Here is an 18713-nt window from a genome sequence, read left to right as displayed (position 1 = left end):
TTTATTTGCGCGTTTTAGCTTTGGTCTTAGTTTACATTTTAGGATTGAATCGACTTCTGCCTTATCCATCCACAAACGCGCCTCAAAATGCTATAGCAACGCCCCCCAAGGTGCGTCTCAAGCATAATCGTTTAGATCTTAAAATGGCTCACAGCACTCACCAAATACTCGGCTCGGGTTCTTAACTCGTCCGATGCCGAAGCATTAGCATCGGCTGCATGGGAAGATTGCTCCGCAATATCGCGGATGACCACAACATTCTTATTCACTTCAGCAGCCACCATACTTTGCTCTTCAATTGCAGCAGCAATCTGCGTACTCATATCCATAATGTTTCGAACGTCATTATTGATAAGCTTTAGTAATTCTCCCGCTGCTGCGGCCTGCTCAGCACTCTCTGCACCTTGTTTTTGGCTCGCATCCATTAATTGCACAATAGAACGGGTTCGACTTTGCAAGGTTTGAATAATATTAGCAATCTCCTGTGTCGATGTCTGAGTTCGCATCGCTAGACTACGCACCTCATCAGCCACAACAGCAAATCCACGCCCCTGCTCTCCAGCACGCGCCGCTTCAATCGCAGCATTCAATGCGAGTAAGTTGGTTTGCTCAGCAATGCCGCGGATCACATCAAGCACACTACCAATGGTTTCGCTATCGCGCTCAAGCTCGTCCACCACTGAAGCACTCGTATTAATTTGCTCAGATAACTGTCTAATTTTAAGAATCGTCTGCTCTACCTCAGTTTGCCCCAACTGAGCGTTATCATGGGTTTTACCCGCTTTGAGTGCCGCAAGCTCGGTCGTTTTAGCGATTTCATCAATGGTGGCGCCCATTTCGGTAATCGCGGTAGCCACCATATCGGTTTCGTTAAGTTGCTGCGCAACACCTTCAGAAGCAAGCATGGCATTCTCTGAGACACTCTTACTTGAGGTGTTAATAGTAGAGACAGAGTCAATAACCTGCTCGATAAGCTGCTGGAAACTGCCCACCATGCTATTGAAATGCTGTGCAATTTCGCCTAACTCATCTTGCGTTGATGCATCGCATCTTAGGGTTAAGTTTTTACTCACTTCGATGCGTGAAATAACCTGTGTAATGCGCGCAACGGGATTAATAATGCTACGGATTATTAAGTAAGTAATTATGCCGAGGATTAATGCAATCATCAGAAAGACAGCGATTCCAATATTCCTGCTGCTCTTTTCTGTATCTTCGATAGATTTGAGAGCAAGTTTATGCAGCTCATCAGCGCTAGATTCTGTTAATTTATTCGCGGCGATTAACTGTGCCATCGTGCCCTGTTTTTCATCTAAACCCAGTTGCTGCTCTTTACTAACGAGGCTTTTAAAGTCTTTTTGATATTGTTCGATCAATGCAACAATTTTATTTTGCGCATCAATATCTAAACTTGATGCCCTTAAGCTGCTATTAAACAAAGCAATATTGGCATCGAAGGTCTCGACATAGCTCATTTCGCGGCGCAACATAAAATCTTTTTCATTGCGTCTAAGCTGCAACATGGCAACTTGCAAAGAAAGTTGATCGTATTCCTTCAGCATGGATTCCACATTATGCACCGCAGTTCTTAAGGTGCCATAGAGACCTGTTTTGGGTGTTAAGCCAATTTCTTGTTGCAGTTGAACAACCTCATTAAAGGCCTGTTGATATTGATTTAAATTGCGGTCAAAACTTTCGAGGGAAGTAATAGGTACATCGTATTTTTTAAAGATTTTTTCAAGCTTAGGAATCATGTCATCAATTGAGGCATGAACTTGTTTATGTTTTTCAACATATTGAATATCTTTACGGCCAAAAAAGTCCTTTTCATTTTTACGCAGTAACAACACATCACGCTCAAGTTCGAGCACGTTTTGCGCCGCGTGGGAGAGTTCCGACTCAACTGAATTTGTATAAAGCTGCAATCCAAACATGGCTATCAAAGCCGTTACAGATACGGCAGCACTGAGTAACAATTTCGAGCGGATTAACATAAAAAGCCCCTAATAAATAACATCTCTTAAAAAGATAGTTGGGAGTCACGTCTTTTACAGTAAATATAGCCTTGACATAAAAAGTTCATCTTTCATTTATTGTTTTATCCGCTTCGGAACTTTCTCCATTTTTCGATTTACATTGACAGCCAAGTATAGTGGCAACTATGAAAGTATAATCTGTGATTTTACTTTCATAGAGTTATCATTCAGAATACCAACTGGTATAAAACCTGTAAGTTCATAAACTTAACTCTAAATTTTTGCCGCTAATTTTACTATAAAACTCGAACAAGTGATGCTAAATGAACTGATAAAAAATTTATTTTTATCGGATACAAACCTTTTGTGCTTTTCAGAGCGTCCAATCTATAAACATTCACTCAGATGACAGGAAAAGGCTGTGACGGCAGGGAGACTCCCACTCAACAATGCAATGTCAGAATTTGACCTCATCACCTTGGCTAGCCAAGGTAATAGAGCCGCATTTAAGCAGCTGTATTTACACCATCATCCAAGGATATATGCCCTATCACTGCGATTATCTGGCCAAGCCTCGCAGGCGGAAGAAATCACCCAGGAGTGCTTTATTCTGGTCTGGCAGAAATTGCCGCAGTTTAGGGGAGAGAGCCAGTTTTCCACATGGTTACACAGTATCTGTGTGAATCAGGCACTGAGCTTTATCCGTAAGCAAAGGTCGTTTTGGGCGCGTTTTATCCCGATGGAGAGTGACGATGAACATTCAAGCGCAGATGAGCATTATCAAGGGTTAGACAAATTGATCCTCAAACTGCCAGAGCGGGCGCGTATCGTGTTTGTGCTCTGCGCCATTGAAGGTTATCAACATGAAGAAATTGCCCAATTACTTGGTATTGCCGTGGGAACCAGTAAGACCCAGTACCACAGAGCCAAGCAATTACTACAGGAGATGCTGTAATGTCCTTATCTAACGATCCCCGCGAGGCCAAACTCCAGCAATTGATTGATGATGCCCCTAAAGCCTTAACCCCCGAACGGGATCTTTGGCAAGGCATCGAAAAACGTATGGATAAGCCATTGGCGTCGCAAACGGCGAGTCGCCAAACGCCGCGACTGCAAGGTGCGCAATGGGCGATTGCCGCAGCGGTGGTGCTGGCAGTGTTCTTCGGGTTCTACACTCAAGCGCCGATAAAAACGTCGCTCCCTGAACAAATCGCTAGCCAATCGGCGGATGATGAGCAAGCGCTGCACACGCTGCTTAACCAAATTGCCCAGACACATCAAGCCCAAGTGACGAGCCTCGAACAAACCCCAACGCTTGTCGCGTGGCAAACCAGTCGCTTTGGCGCGCCGCTAGAGCAAGGCTTAGCGGAATTACGCCGCGCAGGCGAACAGATCTATCAAGCATTGCTGGCTAATCCAACCGACAAACAACTTTGGCAACTCTGGCTTTGGGTGCAACAACGTGAACTCGATTTACTACAGCAAGGCCAAAACCTTCCAATTCAAAACTCAACACAAGGAAATAGCATATGAGCCATTTTACCCTCACGAAAACCAGTCTATTAGTGTCAACACTTTACCTTGGCCTTATGGGCAGCGTGTTCGCCGCTGAAAGTGTGGATAAGCAGTTACCCATTAGCAGCGATACTCTGCTGCAAATCAAAATCCAACGGGGCGACGTGCAAATTCAAAGCTGGGATAAAAATGAAGTCAGCGTGACCGGCACTTTGGATGAGCTAAGCGAAGGTTTTGTCTTTGAGCAGAAAGGTAACAACCTGAATATCGAAGATAAAATGCCACGCCACTATAACGGCAGTGACAACAATGGCTCAAAGCTTACCATTAAAGTACCTAAAACCGTTAAGCTCAATGCCGATACGATTTCAGCTAATCTACAAATCAGCCAGACTCAAGGCGAGCTTGAACTCAATACCGTTAGTGGCAATATCAGCGCCGATAATTTGGGGGGTAATCCGACGCTACACACTGTCTCAGGCGATATCACCACCAAAGGATTAACAGGTAAAGTGATGTTAGATACAGTTTCTGGCGAGATTAAAGATTCTGAAAGCAAAGGCGAAATTAAATACCGCTTAGTCAGTGGCGATCTCAGCAGCCAAACCTTAGCCGACAAAGTCAACGTCGAGCAGGTTTCAGGCGAAATTAATGGCGACTTTAAAACCGTTAAAGAAGTTAATGTACGTACCGTTAGCGGCGACACCCAAGTGTCGCTAGCCAAAGCCTTTAATAAAGCCAATCTTGAAAGTGTCAGTGGCGATATGACTTTAAGCTTTGCCGATGTGCCCGATGCTAGCTTCGAGCTCAATGGCGGCCCGGGCGGCAAAATCAAAAACGGCTTGAGCCAAGATGTGCCACAAAGACAAAAATACGTGCCGAATGAATCCTTAAGCTTCCAAACGGGTGCTGGTAGCGCCAGTGTGAAGATGGACACTATTAGCGGAAATCTGATCCTGAAAAAACAATAGCCTTATCAGAAAACGCGAATTAGCGATAAAAATAGCAATAAAAATGCCGCTCATCAGGAGCGGCATTTTTTTAGCCAAATGGTGTTAAATCGAGGCGATTTCTTCGCTCGTCAGATAGCGCCATTCGCCAAGGGCAAGTTCGGAATCTAATTCAATTCTGCCAATACTTTCACGATGCAAGCCAACCACATGGTTGCCCACTGCGGCAAACATTCGCTTTACTTGATGATACTTACCCTCGGTAATGGTTAAACGCACCAACTGTGGATCAATGATTTCAAGCACCGCGGGTTTTGTCAGGCCATCTTCGTTTCTGAGCTCCACTCCAGCGGCAAAGACGCCAATCAGACTCTCATCCACAGGCTCGGCTAACGTCACTAAATAACGCTTGCCACAGTCTTTTTTGGGCGAGGTGATCCGATGCGACCATTGACCATCACTGGTGATAAGCACCAAGCCTGTCGTATCGGCATCTAAACGGCCTGCAATGTGTAATGTTTCAGGCTTTTCGATATCCAGCAAACTCAATACCGATGGATAGGCTTCATCTATGGTCGAGCAAATCGTATCAACGGGTTTATTGAGCATAAGATAACGCTCACCAACGAGGGAAATAGGCTCGCCGTCGAGGCATACTTGCATCCCCTCAAGCACTTTAAAGCCTGAGTCTTTGACCACAACGCCGTCACAGGTAATCTCACCACGGTGTAAGGCTTTTTTAGCTAGGGAACGTGTAAGTGAGGTACTTTCACAGATAAATTTGTCTAAACGCACTTGATGACTCAACTTCAATAAATGAAAACTGACGTATTATGAGCCCAATCAATAAAAGGACAAAGCCTAAACTAAAACGACATCAGTGCGTCGGCGTAAATAAAATAAGTACCTACTAACTCGGTAATGCTTGCATACGGTATGTTTGCTGCTTTTTAGGTCAATTTAAGTTATGGTAATTTTTAGTTACAACTGCCAGATAATAAATCCATCTTTAAAAGTGTAATCACCTTGTTTCGATTCCCACTAAAGCATTAACATACGTTACATTGCGCCTGAAGCAATCCCATTTAGAACCCAAATAGCCCCTGATATGGGCACAATAACAAACTCGAAGGAAACGACATGAGAAAAGTACTCATTGGGGGACTGTGTGCCTCACTTATCGCGGGCCTTACTGCCTGTAATGATAAACCAGCACAAGTTAGCGCGCCCGAAACCGCTAAAACCGCTACAGCTGCCGCTGTTACTAAAGCATTGGGTTCTGGTATCGAATTTGAAAACTTTGATAAATCAGTACGTCCACAGGACGATTTCTATAAATATGTTAACGGTACTTGGCTAAAAAAATCTGAAATTCCAGCCGATCGCACCAGCATTGGAGCCTTCTACGATCTGCGTGAAAAATCCCGTGACGATGTCAAAGCGATTATCGAAGAAGTCGCAGCTACGCCAAACCTGGCCGAAGGCACTGACGAGCAAAAAGTGGCCGATCTTTATCGTTCATTTATGGACACTGCCACATTAAACAAACTAGGTGTAACGCCACTCAAAGGCGAGTTTGATGCCATCAACGCTTTAAAAGATAAAAATGAACTGGTTAAATACTTCGCCCATAGCCAGATCATGGGCGCAGGTACACCAATGGCGTTCTACATCGATATCGATGCAAAAAACTCTAGCCGTTACGCGACTCACCTGTATCAATACGGCCTAAGCCTGCCAGAAAAAGACTACTACTTTAACGAGTCAGAGCGTTTCGTTAATATTCGTAAAGCTTACCTTGCTCATATCGAAAAAATGTTCACGCTAGCAGGTCTTGCCAATCCAAAAGCCAGTGCTGAATCTATCCTCGCACTTGAAACCGCCATTGCCGCTAAACATTGGGATGTGGTTGAAACCCGCGATAGCACTAAATCCTATAACCTTTATCAAGTTAAAGATCTGCCAAGCTTAGCGCCAGATATCGACTGGACCGGCTACTTAGCGGCATTAGGTGCTGACAAACAAACCGATATTATCGTTAACCAACCAAGCTATATCCAAGGCCTGAACGAAGTCCTCAAAACGACCGATCTAGCAACTTGGAAAACCTACATGCAATGGCAAGTGCTGACCCACGCAGCGAGCAACTTGAGCGAAGACTTCGACAACGAAAACTTTGCCTTCTTCTCTAAAATCCTTAACGGCCAAGAAGAACAAGAGCCACGTTGGAAGCGCGGTGTTGCCGCAGTTAACGGCGTATTAGGTGAAGTGGTTGGTAAAGTCTACGTGAAGCGTCACTTCGCACCTGAAGCTAAAGAGCGTATGCAAGCACTGGTTGAAAACCTACGCGGTGCCTACGGCGACAGCATCAAAGATCTGACTTGGATGAGCGATACGACTAAACAAGCTGCGGCCGAAAAATTAGCGAAATTCAACCCGAAAATTGGTTATCCAAACAAGTGGGAAGATTACAGCAAGCTGACCATCAAAGCCGATGATTTGATGGGTAACGCGGTTCGCGCAAGCGAAGTTGAGCACGCTAAGTCGCTAGCTAAGTTAGGTGCACCAATCGATAAAGACGAGTGGCACATGACCCCACAAACGGTTAACGCCTACTACAACCCAACCATGAACGAAATCGTGTTCCCAGCGGCCATTCTGCAACCACCATTCTTCAACATGGAAGCGGATGACGCTGTCAACTACGGTGGTATCGGTGCAGTAATTGGTCACGAAATGGGCCATGGTTTCGACGACCAAGGTGCTAAGTTCGATGGCGATGGTAATATGCGTGACTGGTGGACAGCGAAAGACTTAGAAGAATTCTCTGCCCGTGGTAAGGCGCTGATTGCACAATACGATGGTTACTATGTGTTTGACGATCTGCACGTGAACGGCAGCCTGACCTTAGGTGAAAACATCGGTGACTTATCAGGCGTGACTATTGCTTACCGCGCGTACAAAAAGTCACTCAATGGCAAAGAAGCTCCGGTTATCGACGGCCTGACTGGCGACCAACGTTTCTTCATCGGCTTCACCCAAATTTGGCGTGCAAAAGCCAAAGAAGAAGCACTGCGTAACCGCGTAGCGACAGATCCACACTCACCTGCGGAATTCCGTGCACTGGGTGCACTGTCTAACATGCCAGAGTTTTACACCACCTATGATGTGAAACCAGGTGATGCAATGTATATCGCGCCAGAGAAACGCGTAAAAATTTGGTAATGCCAAATTAATTCAAAATTGTAGTTAACGCGACATTATCATGAAAGCGCAATGGCGCCGCTCACAATAGCGGTGCCATTTTTTTAGGTGCGAAAAATGTGAACCTAAGCCAAACATGAACAAGTCTTCATCATTGATTCAGCTTTAATTAAGCCACTCCAGCCTATGGTATTCCCGTGATGTGTATCACTCCCATAAGGAAGTAGGCCGTTATGAATAAGTTGTTTCGTACCTTTTTTATCTTTCTACTCTTATTATCGACCCGCACCGGTGTAGCCAATCCTCTAGATATCAATGACAGCAGAGCCGAACGTAGCAGCTATAGCGCAAGGCAAGCTCAAAGCCATGATCTGCAAGGGCTATATGCACTAAATACCCAAACCTTCGACACACCACGCCAATCTTTAAGCTGTTTAGATAAACTGTATTCAAATGCCCCTATTGCCCAAAATGAGCTAGGTAACTTATTGCAACGAGTCACTACGGATACACAGGCGCAGGTGATTTTGCCCGACGTAAAAAGCTATCAACGAGCCGCCGAGAAGGTCGCCAGCAAATTTAAGGGGGATGCAAGCCAGATCACCGACCTTGCCCGCGCCAGCATTGTCAGTAACAGCATCTCTGAGCTGATGCAAAGCTATTACGCCTTAAGCGAGCAAGCTCAGGTCGTAAAACAGAAAAACCGTTTCGCCGAGCCTAAAGCCTCAGGTTATCGCGACCTTAACTTACTGGTGCGTTTGCCCGAAAGCGGCATGATTGCCGAGGTCCAATTACACCTTAAGGATATTGCCGACATCAAAAGCGGCCCAGAACACAAGGTTTACGAACAGGTTCAACAAATTGAGGCGAACGCGATAAAACAGCACCGAGGGTTAAGTGAATTTGAAACCGCTCAAATCGCTAAGCTGCGCCAAGAGTCCCATAAGCTGTATCACAAAGCTTGGCTGAACTATAAACGCGTCGATGAAGGACTGCTGCTGACTAACTCAGTTGCTTAATCACCCGTTTGTTTAATCGCTTAACCGTTTAACGCTGTACCACTTCCACTGTTGCGCTGGCTATTTGTGAAAACAGATGCCAGCGCTTTTTTATGGCGTAACCCCAGACTCAACCCAAAGCGTCATCTCGCTAACAATCGATCTATGCCCACTATCGCTCACAGCCCTTCCCTCGCATCCAGCCTTGTTTCCCTATATAATCCCGCGCCATAAGGCGACCCTTAAGGACATTCCATGCACGACATTATTGAGCAACTCCAAGAACGCAGTGAAACCGTACCTGTGCCACTCGAGTTACCGACATTCGAGCAGTTAGTGGAGGTTGAGGAACAGATTTTGATCCCGCTGCCACGGGAATTAAAGGAATACCTACTCCATGCTAGTGATGTGATTTATGGTGCGATTGAGCCTGTGACTGCAGCCGATCCCTATTCACACACCTATTTACCCGAAGTCACCTGCTATGCTTGGTCAATAGGCTTGCCAAGGGACTTAATCGCCATCTGCCAATTGGGCGATGACTTTTACTGTATCGATCAGGATGGCCAAGTTCACTTCTGGCAAAATGGTGACTTTACCGATACCTATTGGGAATCCTTCTGGGAATGGGTCGAAGATATTTGGCTTAAAAACAAATACTGATTTTACCGAGATTTTATTTTTATCAACTTGAGAACCGCATTATGTCTAAAAATATTGGCTTGAACGCCATCGAAATGAGCTACTTACGCCAATCACTCAGCCTCAGTGCGGCTCAAGTTGGACAACTGACCAACCACAGCGAAGCCGATGTCTTAGCGTGGGAAAATGCTGAAACACAGGCCCCTGAACTGGCGCAGAAAAAGCTCTTAGATCTCGACGATATTATCGAGATGCAAGTGCTCAATACCACTGACGGCATCGAAGCCTTGTTTAAGAAAGAACCTAAACGTCACCTAGCCTTCGTGGTGTATCCAACCCAAGCCGTTTACACCCAATATAACCCTGAATTTTTAAGCTCGCTGCCGTTAACTGAGCTATACAACACCGCTGCATGGCGCATTAAAAAAGAATGCAAACTGGTGCTTGAAGTGGATGTCAGCCTAATCAATTTGGACGTAGAAGCCTATAAAGATTACCGTGAACAAAACGGACTAAGTGAGAGCCGTGAAAGCCGTGCGAAATGGGCGGCGACTCAGCTATAAACGCAAAATAACTTAATCAAAAGGGCAGAAGTGAATCTTCTGCCCTTTTGTTTTTAATGCCTAAATCAGATTAAGCCTGCGCCGCAGCAGCGACAGAATCCATTTTGGCCAACGCCGATTTACGCGAAGGACGCGCTGCAATTCTATCGCGATACGCCGCCAATTTAGGCGGGATCTGCTGCTCAAATAAAGTGCCCCACATCAGTGTATGCGCCAGCAGAATATCGGCAACCGATAAGGTGTCACCGAGTAAAAAGTCACTATCGGGCAGCATAGCTTCAGCCAAGGCCGCCGCCTTATCAAACTCCCACACAGCGCAAGGCATGATAGAAGGATGACGCTGCGCTTCCGGCAGTGCGAATTTATGCTTGCCTAGGGTCCATAGAGGCTGCTCGAGTTCGGTAATAATAAAGCTCACCCATTGATGATGCAGACCCGATGCCGCACTGCCCGCTTCAGGTAACAACTTGCCAAACTTCTCCGCCAGATACAGGCAAATAGCCGCAGACTCAGACAACACAAGATTATCATCGGTTAACACAGGCACTTTGCCACAGGGATTGAGCGTTAAGAAAGCGGCGCTACGGTGCTCGCCCTTATTCATATCCACAAACGAAAAGGCCCACTCGGCGCCTAACTCTTCTAGCACCCAGGCGACTCGTAATGCACGGCTGCGGGGCATGCCATATAAGGTGATCATATTAACGTCCTTTTAGTGATGACTGATTAACGAGAACGAAGATACACTGTGTCACGGCAGAGTAAAATACAAAAACGGCGCCGAAGCGCCGTTTCCAATGACTCTACCAATGACTAATTAGAAGTTCATGGTCAGTTTGGTATAGATATAACGTCCCATTGGGTTGTGTACAGAAATCACATAACCATAGAGGTCGGTATCGCCGTCACCAATCGCAAACGGTGGCTCTTCATCGAACACGTTGTTCACGCCTAATGTCAGCTTAAACATCTCGTTGAAACGGTAACTACCTGACATATCAACTAATAACTGTGCATCCACCATACGAGACTTGTTGGTTTCGAAGTCTAACACACCGTCAAAGTCGATATCTGGAGTATCTTCAAACTCACCGATATAACTCAGGTTTACGTTGGCCGCGAAGTTATCCATGGTCCAGTTCGTGGTGAGCAACCAACGATGTTGTGGGAACTTGTACTCGCCAGTGTAATCGAGACCGTCTTTTTCGAAGTTATGTAAGTAGCTGTACTCTAGGCCAAACTTCAAATCACCAAAGTTATCTAACTCAAGGCCATAGTGGGTTGACAGGTCAACACCCTGCACATCCTGCGAGCTTAAGTTGATAAAGCTTGAGTGAATAATGCTGATAGGACCTAAGGTTTGACCCACTTGCGGTGCTAAACGCTCACACACAGTACTGTTTTGATCGTTACAGTTTGCGGTGTAAATATCACCCAATGGCTGCTTATCGATCTTGTTATCTTGAGTAATGCTGTAAACATCGAATCCGATATCAAACTTCTGGCTTGGTGCCCAAATCATCCCCAAGTTCCATGTTTCTGACTCTTCGGCATCCAACTCAGAGTTACCTTGGAATTCAGTGTTATAGTCGAGCGCTTCACAATCCACACCATCGGCGGCGCAGCGATAAGTATCGATAAAGAAGCTACTTTCGCGAGATGGGCCTAAACCGATTTGTGCTAATGAAGGTGCACGGAAACCCGTTGACCAAGATCCACGGCTCGTCAGCTCATCGGTAATCCCCCATTGGAACGCCACTTTAGGGTTAGTGGTTGAACCAAAATCGCTGTAGTGGTCATAACGACCCGCAAGTTGAAGCTCAAAGTTATCCGTCACTGGAATAGAGAACTCCACATAACCCGCGTATTGGTCACGAGAGGCCGCCGCAGAAACCGCTTCGGTACCGAAAATCAGCCCACGTTGGAACTGTTCATCCGGCACGTCGCTCACGCTTTCTTCACGGTATTCTACACCCGCTGCCATCATAATATCGCGGTCCGCCAGCGTGAACGCTTGACCCGAAATGTTCGCCGCATATGAAGTCATGCTCGACAAACCTTGGCGGACAAGGCTAGTCGTGATGGCATCGATCACATCCTGCGAGTTCATCGTGCCACCAAAAGGATTGTAGCGGCCAGCATCGATCTCAGCTTGTAGATAATCGGTTCTGACCCAACCTTGGCTACGATCGCCAGTTTGCATCGATTCACTGCGGCCGCGTTGTACCGAGGCTTCCCAATCCCAAGTTTTGATAGTGCCACGTAACCCAGCAACTAAACGCAGGGTATCAGACTCAATATCCCAACGGCGTGCGCCCGCATCCACAGTACGGAAACGACCGATTTCAATATCTTTGCCCCAAGGATTATTAGGGTGGGTACCCGGTACAGTTAAGGCCGCATCTTCATCCAGAGGTGTGGGCGCACCACCCGCAATAGAGGAGTTATGTTGCGCCGCTAACTCGAGGAAAGCAGTTAAATCGTCATTGAAATGGTAATCGAATTGACCAATAGCCCCGATACGTTCAGCTTCAGGGATCACTAGGTTGTAAGGGCCGTAGTCGAATAGACAACTGCCGCTGGCTGTTGCGCGATCGGGCGGACAGGATGGGTCGATAGTCTTCACGCCATCAACATAAAAATAACCGGGGAAACCACGGGAAGAACGAAAATCCTCACCACCATAAGGACTTTGATCCGCTGTGCCAAAACGGCCTAAATCGGTCGCTGACAGCGTTTCGTTTTTAAAGTAATCAAGGATAATAGATGCACTGCCCTTTTCGGATTTGGTTCCCCAGACAACACTCGCAGTGGTTTCATCGTAACCCGTACCAGGGGTGTCGCCGTAACCTAAGTTAACCTCAATCCCTTCGATGTCTTTTTTCAAGACAATGTTGACTACGCCCGCAATCGCATCGGAACCGTAAATCGCCGACGCACCATCTTTCAGAATATCTATTCGCTCAATCGCTGAAACCGGAATGTTGTTAATGTCGACGAAGGAGTTAGTGATACCTTCAGCAAAAGCACTTGCCGCGACACGACGACCGTTGATCAATACCAGAGTGGCGTCAGGGCCTAAGCCACGTAAACTGATCGAGGCTCCGCCGTTTGCGGTCGAGTCTTGGCTGTTACCACGCGTAGAGAAAGCACCTGCACCGTTCGCAGGCATCCGCTCGAGTAACTGCTGCAGGTTGTCAAACCCCATGTTAGCAATATCTTCTTTGCCGATGGATTGTATCGGCGACGGTCCCTCAATATCGGTACGCTTAATACGAGAACCCGTCACTTCAATACGTTCAACTTTATCAGCACCATTTTCAGCTGCATAGCTAACATTCGGGGCAAACGCCATTGCGATCGCGATAGCACAAGCATTGGGTAGAATCTGAGGTCTTTTCATTTGCATTCCCTAACTTTAGTATTGTTGGAATTAATTTACTTTAATTCAACTTTTTATTAACAATATTCAAGGTAATGTGTTGTGAAACAAAGTCAATGGCCCACTGAAAAAAGTTAAACTTTTGTTACTAATAAAAACCATGTATTTTTCAGCACAAACATCTCAAGATAGTTAACAACTCACTGCATAAAATAGGGACGAAAATGCAAGAACAAACGATTCATGAAGCTGAATTTGAAGCCAACTTAGGCATGTATTGGTTACTCGCAGGGGCCGCTTACTTCACCCTAAGCATTGTAGGTATACCTTTGTTATTGCTTTGGTTTCCTCTTGGCTTATGGGGGACGCGTCGCTATATCAACAATATGAGCGCGCGTCTTACCAGCAAAAAACTTATTGTGCGTAGAGGCATATTAACCCGCACCGAAAATACCGTTCCCTTAGATAAAATCACCGATATCGCCTTAATCCAAGGTCCCATAATGCGCCTAATAGGATTACATAAACTCACAGTCGAAACTGCTGGACAATCGGGAACGGGTGCCTTAATTAGTCTAGTGGGCATAGTCGATGCCCCTAGTTTTAGAGCACAGATTTTGGAGCAGAAGGAGCGCTTGAGTGACAAGCATCCACAATCTGAAGCATTACCAGCTACAAACGATAATGCGCTACTCGGCCAGCTTGTCGAAATAACCGCCAGTTTAAAACGTATCGAAGGCTTACTCGCATCCAAACACGATGCTTAACAGTTAATTCGATCCAAATTTAGAATGTATGCATTAATATCAAACAGATAAATTTTCACCGATAAGGAAGTACGCACCACGCCATGGACAACTCTGAAGTTAAACCACTCTCCATCAATTGGACTGCACAGCTCGCCCTTGGCATAAAAGCCATGGGACCTGGAGTGTTGATGGCCGCCGCAGCGATTGGGGCTTCACATTTAGTATCATCCACTCGCGCCGGCGCAGAATTTGGTTGGCAATTGGCTTGGGTCATTCTTGGCGTAAATTTGCTGAAATACCCCTTCTTTGCCGCGGGTGCGCGCTACACCGCCGCCACGGGCGAAAGTTTGCTGCATGGATATCTTAAGCAAGGTCGGGGTTATCTATGGCTATTCACAGGCCTCAATGTGATAGCCTCCATCGCCAGTACCGCGGGAGTTTGCATGTTAACTGCCGCCATGCTCACCCAGTTTATCCCCTTACCTATTGATGTGTTGGCGCTGTTGGTGCTAATAAGCTCACTGTTGTTATTGATTTTAGGTCACTATTCATTGTTGGACAGGCTAACTAAGATCATCATGTTTACCCTGACACTCACCACATTAATCGCCGTCGCCTTGGCATTAGATCATGTAAAACCGCTAGCAAGCCAGTTTATATCCCCCTCTCCTTGGCAGTGGGCCCATGTAGGATTTTTAGTCGCCATGATGGGCTGGATGCCTGCACCGATTGAAGTCAGCGCATGGAATTCATTGTGGTTGCTGGAAAAACAAAAGACTTCACCGGTAACACCATCCCAAGCTCTGCTCGATTTTAACTTAGGCTATATCGTCACCGCCCTGCTGGCAGTGGTCTTTCTAGCCTTGGGCGCCCTGGTAATGCATGGCAGCGGCGAACATTTTTCTGAATCGGGTGCCCAATTTGCAAATCAGTTAATCAACTTATATAGCCAAGTCATGGGCGGTGAAAGCAGATATTTGATTGGCATAGTGGCATTTTTATGTATTTTCAGCACCACTGTCACCGTCATCGATGGCTATAGCCGAACCTTGAACATGGGCTGGCAACTGCTGTCATACTCGGCAGTCAGCGAAGCCCAATCGGACAAACGCCTGACGGGCATCATGCTCAGCGTAAGCGCATTAGGATTAATGCTCATCCTGTTTTTTAAGGGCGCACTGCTGCCATTACTGGAGTTTGTGATGATCTTGGCCTTTATGACCACTGTCGTCTTTGCATGGTTAAATTATCGCTTAATGACCAGCAGCCAACTCCCAGAAGCAGACCGCTACGGTACAAAGATGAAATGCCTCTCTTGGATAGGCTTAAGTTATTTACTTATTTTTGCCGTACTTTTTATTTACTGGTACTGGGTAAAGGCCTAGCAGGTGTTCAACACTAGCGTGATATTAATGATTAACACCACAAATACCGCTGAATCCTGCATCTTCAGGTTGTTTGGGTATATACTATCTGCTCTTAAACCAGACTGCGCAGCCGCGCCTAGAGATGACCATGATAAACAATGATATTTTGCGCCGTTTGCGCTTCGTATTCGATTTTAGCAACGCCAAAATGATTAAGATTTTTGCCAAAGTGGGTAGAGAAGTCTCCACCGAAGAGATGATTAACTTACTGCGCAAAGAAGAGGAAGAAGGTTATAAAGCCTGTAACGATACCACCCTATGTCAGTTTTTAGATGGTCTAATCATCGAAAAGCGTGGTCTACGTGAAGGTGCTGAAATTCCTAAACCTGTATCAAAATTAAACAATAACTTAATCTTCAAAAAATTACGTGTTGCCCTCGAAATGCGTGAGGAAGATATTGTGGCAACCCTAGCGCTCGCCGAAGTGCAAATGTCTAAATCTGAATTAAGTGCCCTGTTCCGCAACCCGGACCATAAAAACTTCAAAGCCTGTGGCGATCAGATCCTGCGCAACTTTATCCGTGGTCTCTCACTGAAATATCGCGGCGTGTAATCCAGCTAGTATCAATGCAAATCTTGCTAAGATTAGCCTGAAAATTAAAAATCCGAATAGCGATGATATTCGGATTTTTTTCTTCTAAAGCATCAATCTGACTCAAAGAATCATCTCAACACGCCCTAGCCAACCTCAAAGGTACCTAATTTAACGGCGATCCCATTATCCACTAACAGTTGTCCCTTGCCCCAAACTTTATTAATAGCAAGATCATTGTTTAATAAAACAAAATCAGCATCTTTATCGAGGGCAATCCCCCCTTTACGCTTTAATTTGAGAGTACGTGCCGCATTGGATGTCACTAATGGGAGGATTTGCTCTAGTGAAAAACCACTTTTAACCAGTGCCAACATGGCGTAAAACAAGCTGCTGACCTGCCCCACCTCAACCCCAATACATTCCCCCGCGTGATCAAATACGGGCAGGCTGGCGTTACCGTCGGAGCTTAAGCTTATTCGACTCGAATCAACCCCCTGCTCCAGTGCAAATTTAACCGCAGCGGTGACTGACACTTCGCCTTCATTTAAGAAATGTTGATTGGTCGATGTGGTAAAATCAATGACCCCACCTTTTTTAGCAAATTCAACCCCTTGTTCTAACAGCTGTTGTGAGCGATTGATATGCGTTGGATAGAACTGAGCCAAGGGAATATCTGATTGCTTGGCAACCTGATGTAATAATTGTAGCCCCGATGCGCCGTCCCCTACATGGACAAAGACAATGCCCGCTTTACCACTGAGCATTCCCCCCACTCGACTCTGCGCCGCCACCCGCGCAAGCTCTGCGGCAGTGAGCTGTGAACCGCGGTGATCAGCAATGGCGATCTCGCCAACCCCAATCACATTATCAATCATCATTAAATCTTGAGTGATATCGCCTGTAATGGTTTTAACGGGAAACTCGTAGGAGCCGGTGTAACAAAAAACGCTTAAGCCTTCATAGGTTAACGCTCGCGCCTTAATCACTAACTCATTTAAACTGCGGCTTACCGCATCCGTCCCAAGCGCGGCCACTAAGGTGGTCACTCCGGCAAGTGTGGCATCCGTTAATTGCATTTCAGGCGTTCGAGTATGATAGCCCCCCTCACCACCGCCACCAGTAATATGCACTAAAGGATCAACCAAACCAGGAATAAGGATACAGCCATCGGCATCAACTTCTTTGACCCAAGCCGCATTGGGTAATTTAATCCCTTTAGCAATTTGCAGTATGTTCGACCCACAAAATAGGACATCCTGTAGCCCCAGTAATTGTGGAGAGTAGACCAAGGCATTGCGAATTAAAGTTAACATCAGTGATATCCCATAAAAATTGCAAATAAAACCACCGCACTCGCCATAATCGTCAATAAGAGTTGAAAGCGCCAAATCAGCGCGAGCCATTGACCATAAGACAGCTTGGCGACACCTAAACAGCCCATGAGGGAGGCGGATGTAGGGATGACCAAATTGGTTAAACCATCCCCTAATTGAAAACATAACACCGCGATTTGTCGGCTAATTCCAGCAATATCAGCCAGCGGCGCCATAATAGGCATAGTCAGTGCTGCTTGTCCGGAACCAGATGCGACGAAAAAATTCATCACAGATTGAAACAGATACATCAGCAGTGCCGCAATAGCATCAGGTAAGGAGGCCAGCCATTGACCCGCATAATGCAGCACAGTATTCAAAATGGAAGGCTGCTGCGGATCATCTCCCCCCAGCAGTAACACCACCCCTTTGGCAAAACCGACTATCATGGCAGCCGGGAGTAATTCACTCGCCCCCCGTTGGAACGCCATTGAAATTTGGTTCAAACTGCGTTTGCGCCATAAAACGCTAATTAATCCAACCAATAAGGCTAAGGTAAAAAATTGGCTGGCAATTTGGGGAATATAATATCCCTTGGCTACCACCCCCCAAATAACCCACAGGATGACGCCAAACAAGCAAAGTAACACTATGATATCAAAGGAAGAGCATTGAGTGTTTAAGGTGCTTTGCTCAAGTTGCTCTGTTTTTATTAACAAAGGAGTACGATGTTTGTTGGCATAATGCAGAGTAAAAGCCAGTCCTACCGCGGTAAACAAACACCAAATAGCTATTCTAAGTCCCGCACCTGACATTAAAGGTACATCGGCAATCCCTTGGGCAATAGCTACGCTAAAAGGGTTCATCCAAGAGGTGGCAAAACCAATTTGGGTCGACAGATAAGTCACCATCACAACCGTTGCCGCACTGTAACCCAGAGCGTTAAATAGGGGTAATAAGACAATGCAAAATGCAATCGCTTCTTCACTCATGCCATAAACAGCGCCGCTCAGTGAGAAAATAACAAAAAGCAACGGGATTAATAATATTTGACTACGTTGTAATTGGTTTATCACGGCCATGATACAGGCGGTAATAGCCCCAGTTTCCATTACCACCCCAAAGGCGCCGCCCACAATAAGAATAAAAGCAACAACCCCAACGGCGGAGCCCATTCTGTCGCCCGATGTCATACCATCAAAGGCAAAGTTAACTAATCCCGTTTTATCGGTTGAGGAAAACAAACTCACATGGTGGGCAGTATCTTGAGCAATAAAAAATTGCTGTGGGTCAATTCGCTTAACGGTATTTCCCGCAGAGTCTATGACCTCCGTCATCGCGAACCACCCCGCGGGGACAAGGTAGCTGCTGATTGCTGCGAGTAACACAATAAAAAATAAGATAACAAAGGCGTCGGGCATTTGCCGCGCTAGGGGTGATTTCATTGAGGAATACCTTC

16 protein-coding genes are annotated in these 18713 nt (G+C 46.1%); 10 read left to right on the top strand and 6 right to left on the bottom strand.

Going from position 1 to position 18713, the window contains the following annotated elements:
- Positions 1 to 131: 131 nt before the first annotated feature.
- Positions 132 to 1994: a methyl-accepting chemotaxis protein gene (locus HG547_RS04645; RefSeq protein WP_169547141.1), complete on the bottom strand. Its 1863-nt coding sequence runs from the start codon at positions 1992 to 1994 to the stop codon at positions 132 to 134.
- A gap of 403 nt (positions 1995 to 2397) precedes the next feature.
- On the opposite strand from HG547_RS04645, the gene HG547_RS04640 reads away from it, so the two are divergent.
- Genes HG547_RS04640 through HG547_RS04630 form a run of 3 tightly spaced genes read left to right on the top strand, consistent with a single transcriptional unit; the run spans position 2398 to position 4462 of the window.
- Positions 2398 to 2931, top strand: a complete 534-nt coding sequence (locus tag HG547_RS04640; protein ID WP_169547140.1) for an RNA polymerase sigma factor — start codon at positions 2398 to 2400, stop codon at positions 2929 to 2931.
- Positions 2931 to 3509 carry an anti-sigma factor gene (locus tag HG547_RS04635; protein WP_169547139.1) on the top strand — a complete coding sequence of 193 codons (579 nt, stop codon included), beginning with the start codon at positions 2931 to 2933 and terminating at the stop codon, positions 3507 to 3509. The genes HG547_RS04640 and HG547_RS04635 overlap by 1 nt, the downstream gene beginning before the upstream one ends.
- Positions 3506 to 4462 carry a DUF4097 family beta strand repeat-containing protein gene (locus HG547_RS04630; protein ID WP_037422234.1) on the top strand — a complete coding sequence of 319 codons (957 nt, stop codon included), beginning with the start codon at positions 3506 to 3508 and terminating at the stop codon, positions 4460 to 4462. The genes HG547_RS04635 and HG547_RS04630 overlap by 4 nt, the downstream gene beginning before the upstream one ends.
- A gap of 84 nt (positions 4463 to 4546) precedes the next feature.
- Here HG547_RS04630 and rsuA read toward each other — a convergent pair whose 3' ends face one another.
- A complete protein-coding gene (gene rsuA / locus HG547_RS04625) occupies positions 4547 to 5236 on the bottom strand; it encodes a 16S rRNA pseudouridine(516) synthase RsuA (RefSeq protein WP_099457505.1) in 690 nt (229 codons plus the stop codon).
- A 345-nt stretch (positions 5237 to 5581) separates the two neighbouring features.
- Between rsuA and HG547_RS04620 the strand changes: the two genes are divergently transcribed.
- From HG547_RS04620 to HG547_RS04605, 4 genes are all read left to right on the top strand, one after another.
- Positions 5582 to 7666, top strand: coding sequence for a M13-type metalloendopeptidase (locus HG547_RS04620; protein ID WP_169547137.1), 2085 nt, complete (start codon positions 5582 to 5584; stop codon positions 7664 to 7666).
- A gap of 212 nt (positions 7667 to 7878) precedes the next feature.
- Positions 7879 to 8664, top strand: coding sequence for a RelA/SpoT domain-containing protein (locus HG547_RS04615; RefSeq protein ID WP_169547136.1), 786 nt, complete (start codon positions 7879 to 7881; stop codon positions 8662 to 8664).
- Positions 8665 to 8898: 234 nt separating this feature from the next.
- Positions 8899 to 9306 (top strand): SMI1/KNR4 family protein, encoded by a 408-nt coding sequence (locus HG547_RS04610; RefSeq protein WP_011623923.1) that lies wholly within the window; start codon positions 8899 to 8901, stop codon positions 9304 to 9306.
- A 41-nt stretch (positions 9307 to 9347) separates the two neighbouring features.
- The gene (locus HG547_RS04605) at positions 9348 to 9848 is read left to right on the top strand and encodes a DUF4447 family protein (protein WP_169547135.1); all 501 of its coding nucleotides are present in this window, start codon (positions 9348 to 9350) and stop codon (positions 9846 to 9848) included.
- Positions 9849 to 9918: 70 nt separating this feature from the next.
- On the opposite strand, the gene HG547_RS04600 is transcribed toward HG547_RS04605, so the two are convergent.
- Positions 9919 to 10548: a glutathione S-transferase family protein gene (locus tag HG547_RS04600; RefSeq protein WP_169547134.1), complete on the bottom strand. Its 630-nt coding sequence runs from the start codon at positions 10546 to 10548 to the stop codon at positions 9919 to 9921.
- Positions 10549 to 10665: 117 nt separating this feature from the next.
- Positions 10666 to 13251: a TonB-dependent receptor gene (locus HG547_RS04595; RefSeq protein ID WP_037422221.1), complete on the bottom strand. Its 2586-nt coding sequence runs from the start codon at positions 13249 to 13251 to the stop codon at positions 10666 to 10668.
- Positions 13252 to 13454: 203 nt separating this feature from the next.
- Here HG547_RS04595 and HG547_RS04590 point away from each other — a divergent pair, with 203 nt between their 5' ends.
- From HG547_RS04590 to HG547_RS04580, 3 genes are all read left to right on the top strand, one after another.
- Positions 13455 to 13997: a PH domain-containing protein gene (locus tag HG547_RS04590; RefSeq protein WP_169547133.1), complete on the top strand. Its 543-nt coding sequence runs from the start codon at positions 13455 to 13457 to the stop codon at positions 13995 to 13997.
- An 83-nt stretch (positions 13998 to 14080) separates the two neighbouring features.
- Positions 14081 to 15364 (top strand): Nramp family divalent metal transporter, encoded by a 1284-nt coding sequence (locus tag HG547_RS04585; protein WP_169547132.1) that lies wholly within the window; start codon positions 14081 to 14083, stop codon positions 15362 to 15364.
- Between the two features lie 130 nt (positions 15365 to 15494).
- Positions 15495 to 15959: a DUF1456 family protein gene (locus HG547_RS04580; protein WP_037422212.1), complete on the top strand. Its 465-nt coding sequence runs from the start codon at positions 15495 to 15497 to the stop codon at positions 15957 to 15959.
- Between the two features lie 125 nt (positions 15960 to 16084).
- Here the strand turns inward: HG547_RS04580 and iadA are convergent, their stop codons facing one another.
- On the bottom strand, positions 16085 to 17254 hold the full coding sequence (gene iadA / locus HG547_RS04575) for a beta-aspartyl-peptidase (RefSeq protein WP_169547131.1): 1170 nt from the start codon (positions 17252 to 17254) through the stop codon (positions 16085 to 16087).
- Entirely contained in the window at positions 17254 to 18699 is a 1446-nt protein-coding gene (yfcC, locus tag HG547_RS04570; RefSeq protein ID WP_080612336.1) for a putative basic amino acid antiporter YfcC, read from the bottom strand. The genes iadA and yfcC overlap by 1 nt, the downstream gene beginning before the upstream one ends.
- Positions 18700 to 18713 lie beyond the last annotated feature (14 nt).

The sequence above is a fragment of the Shewanella sp. DNRA4 genome (genome assembly GCF_012843185.1).
Taxonomy (GTDB): Bacteria; Pseudomonadota; Gammaproteobacteria; order Enterobacterales; family Shewanellaceae; genus Shewanella; species Shewanella xiamenensis.
The sequence above is the reverse complement of the archived record's forward strand: the minus strand, read 5'-3'. Positions and strand labels throughout refer to the sequence as shown.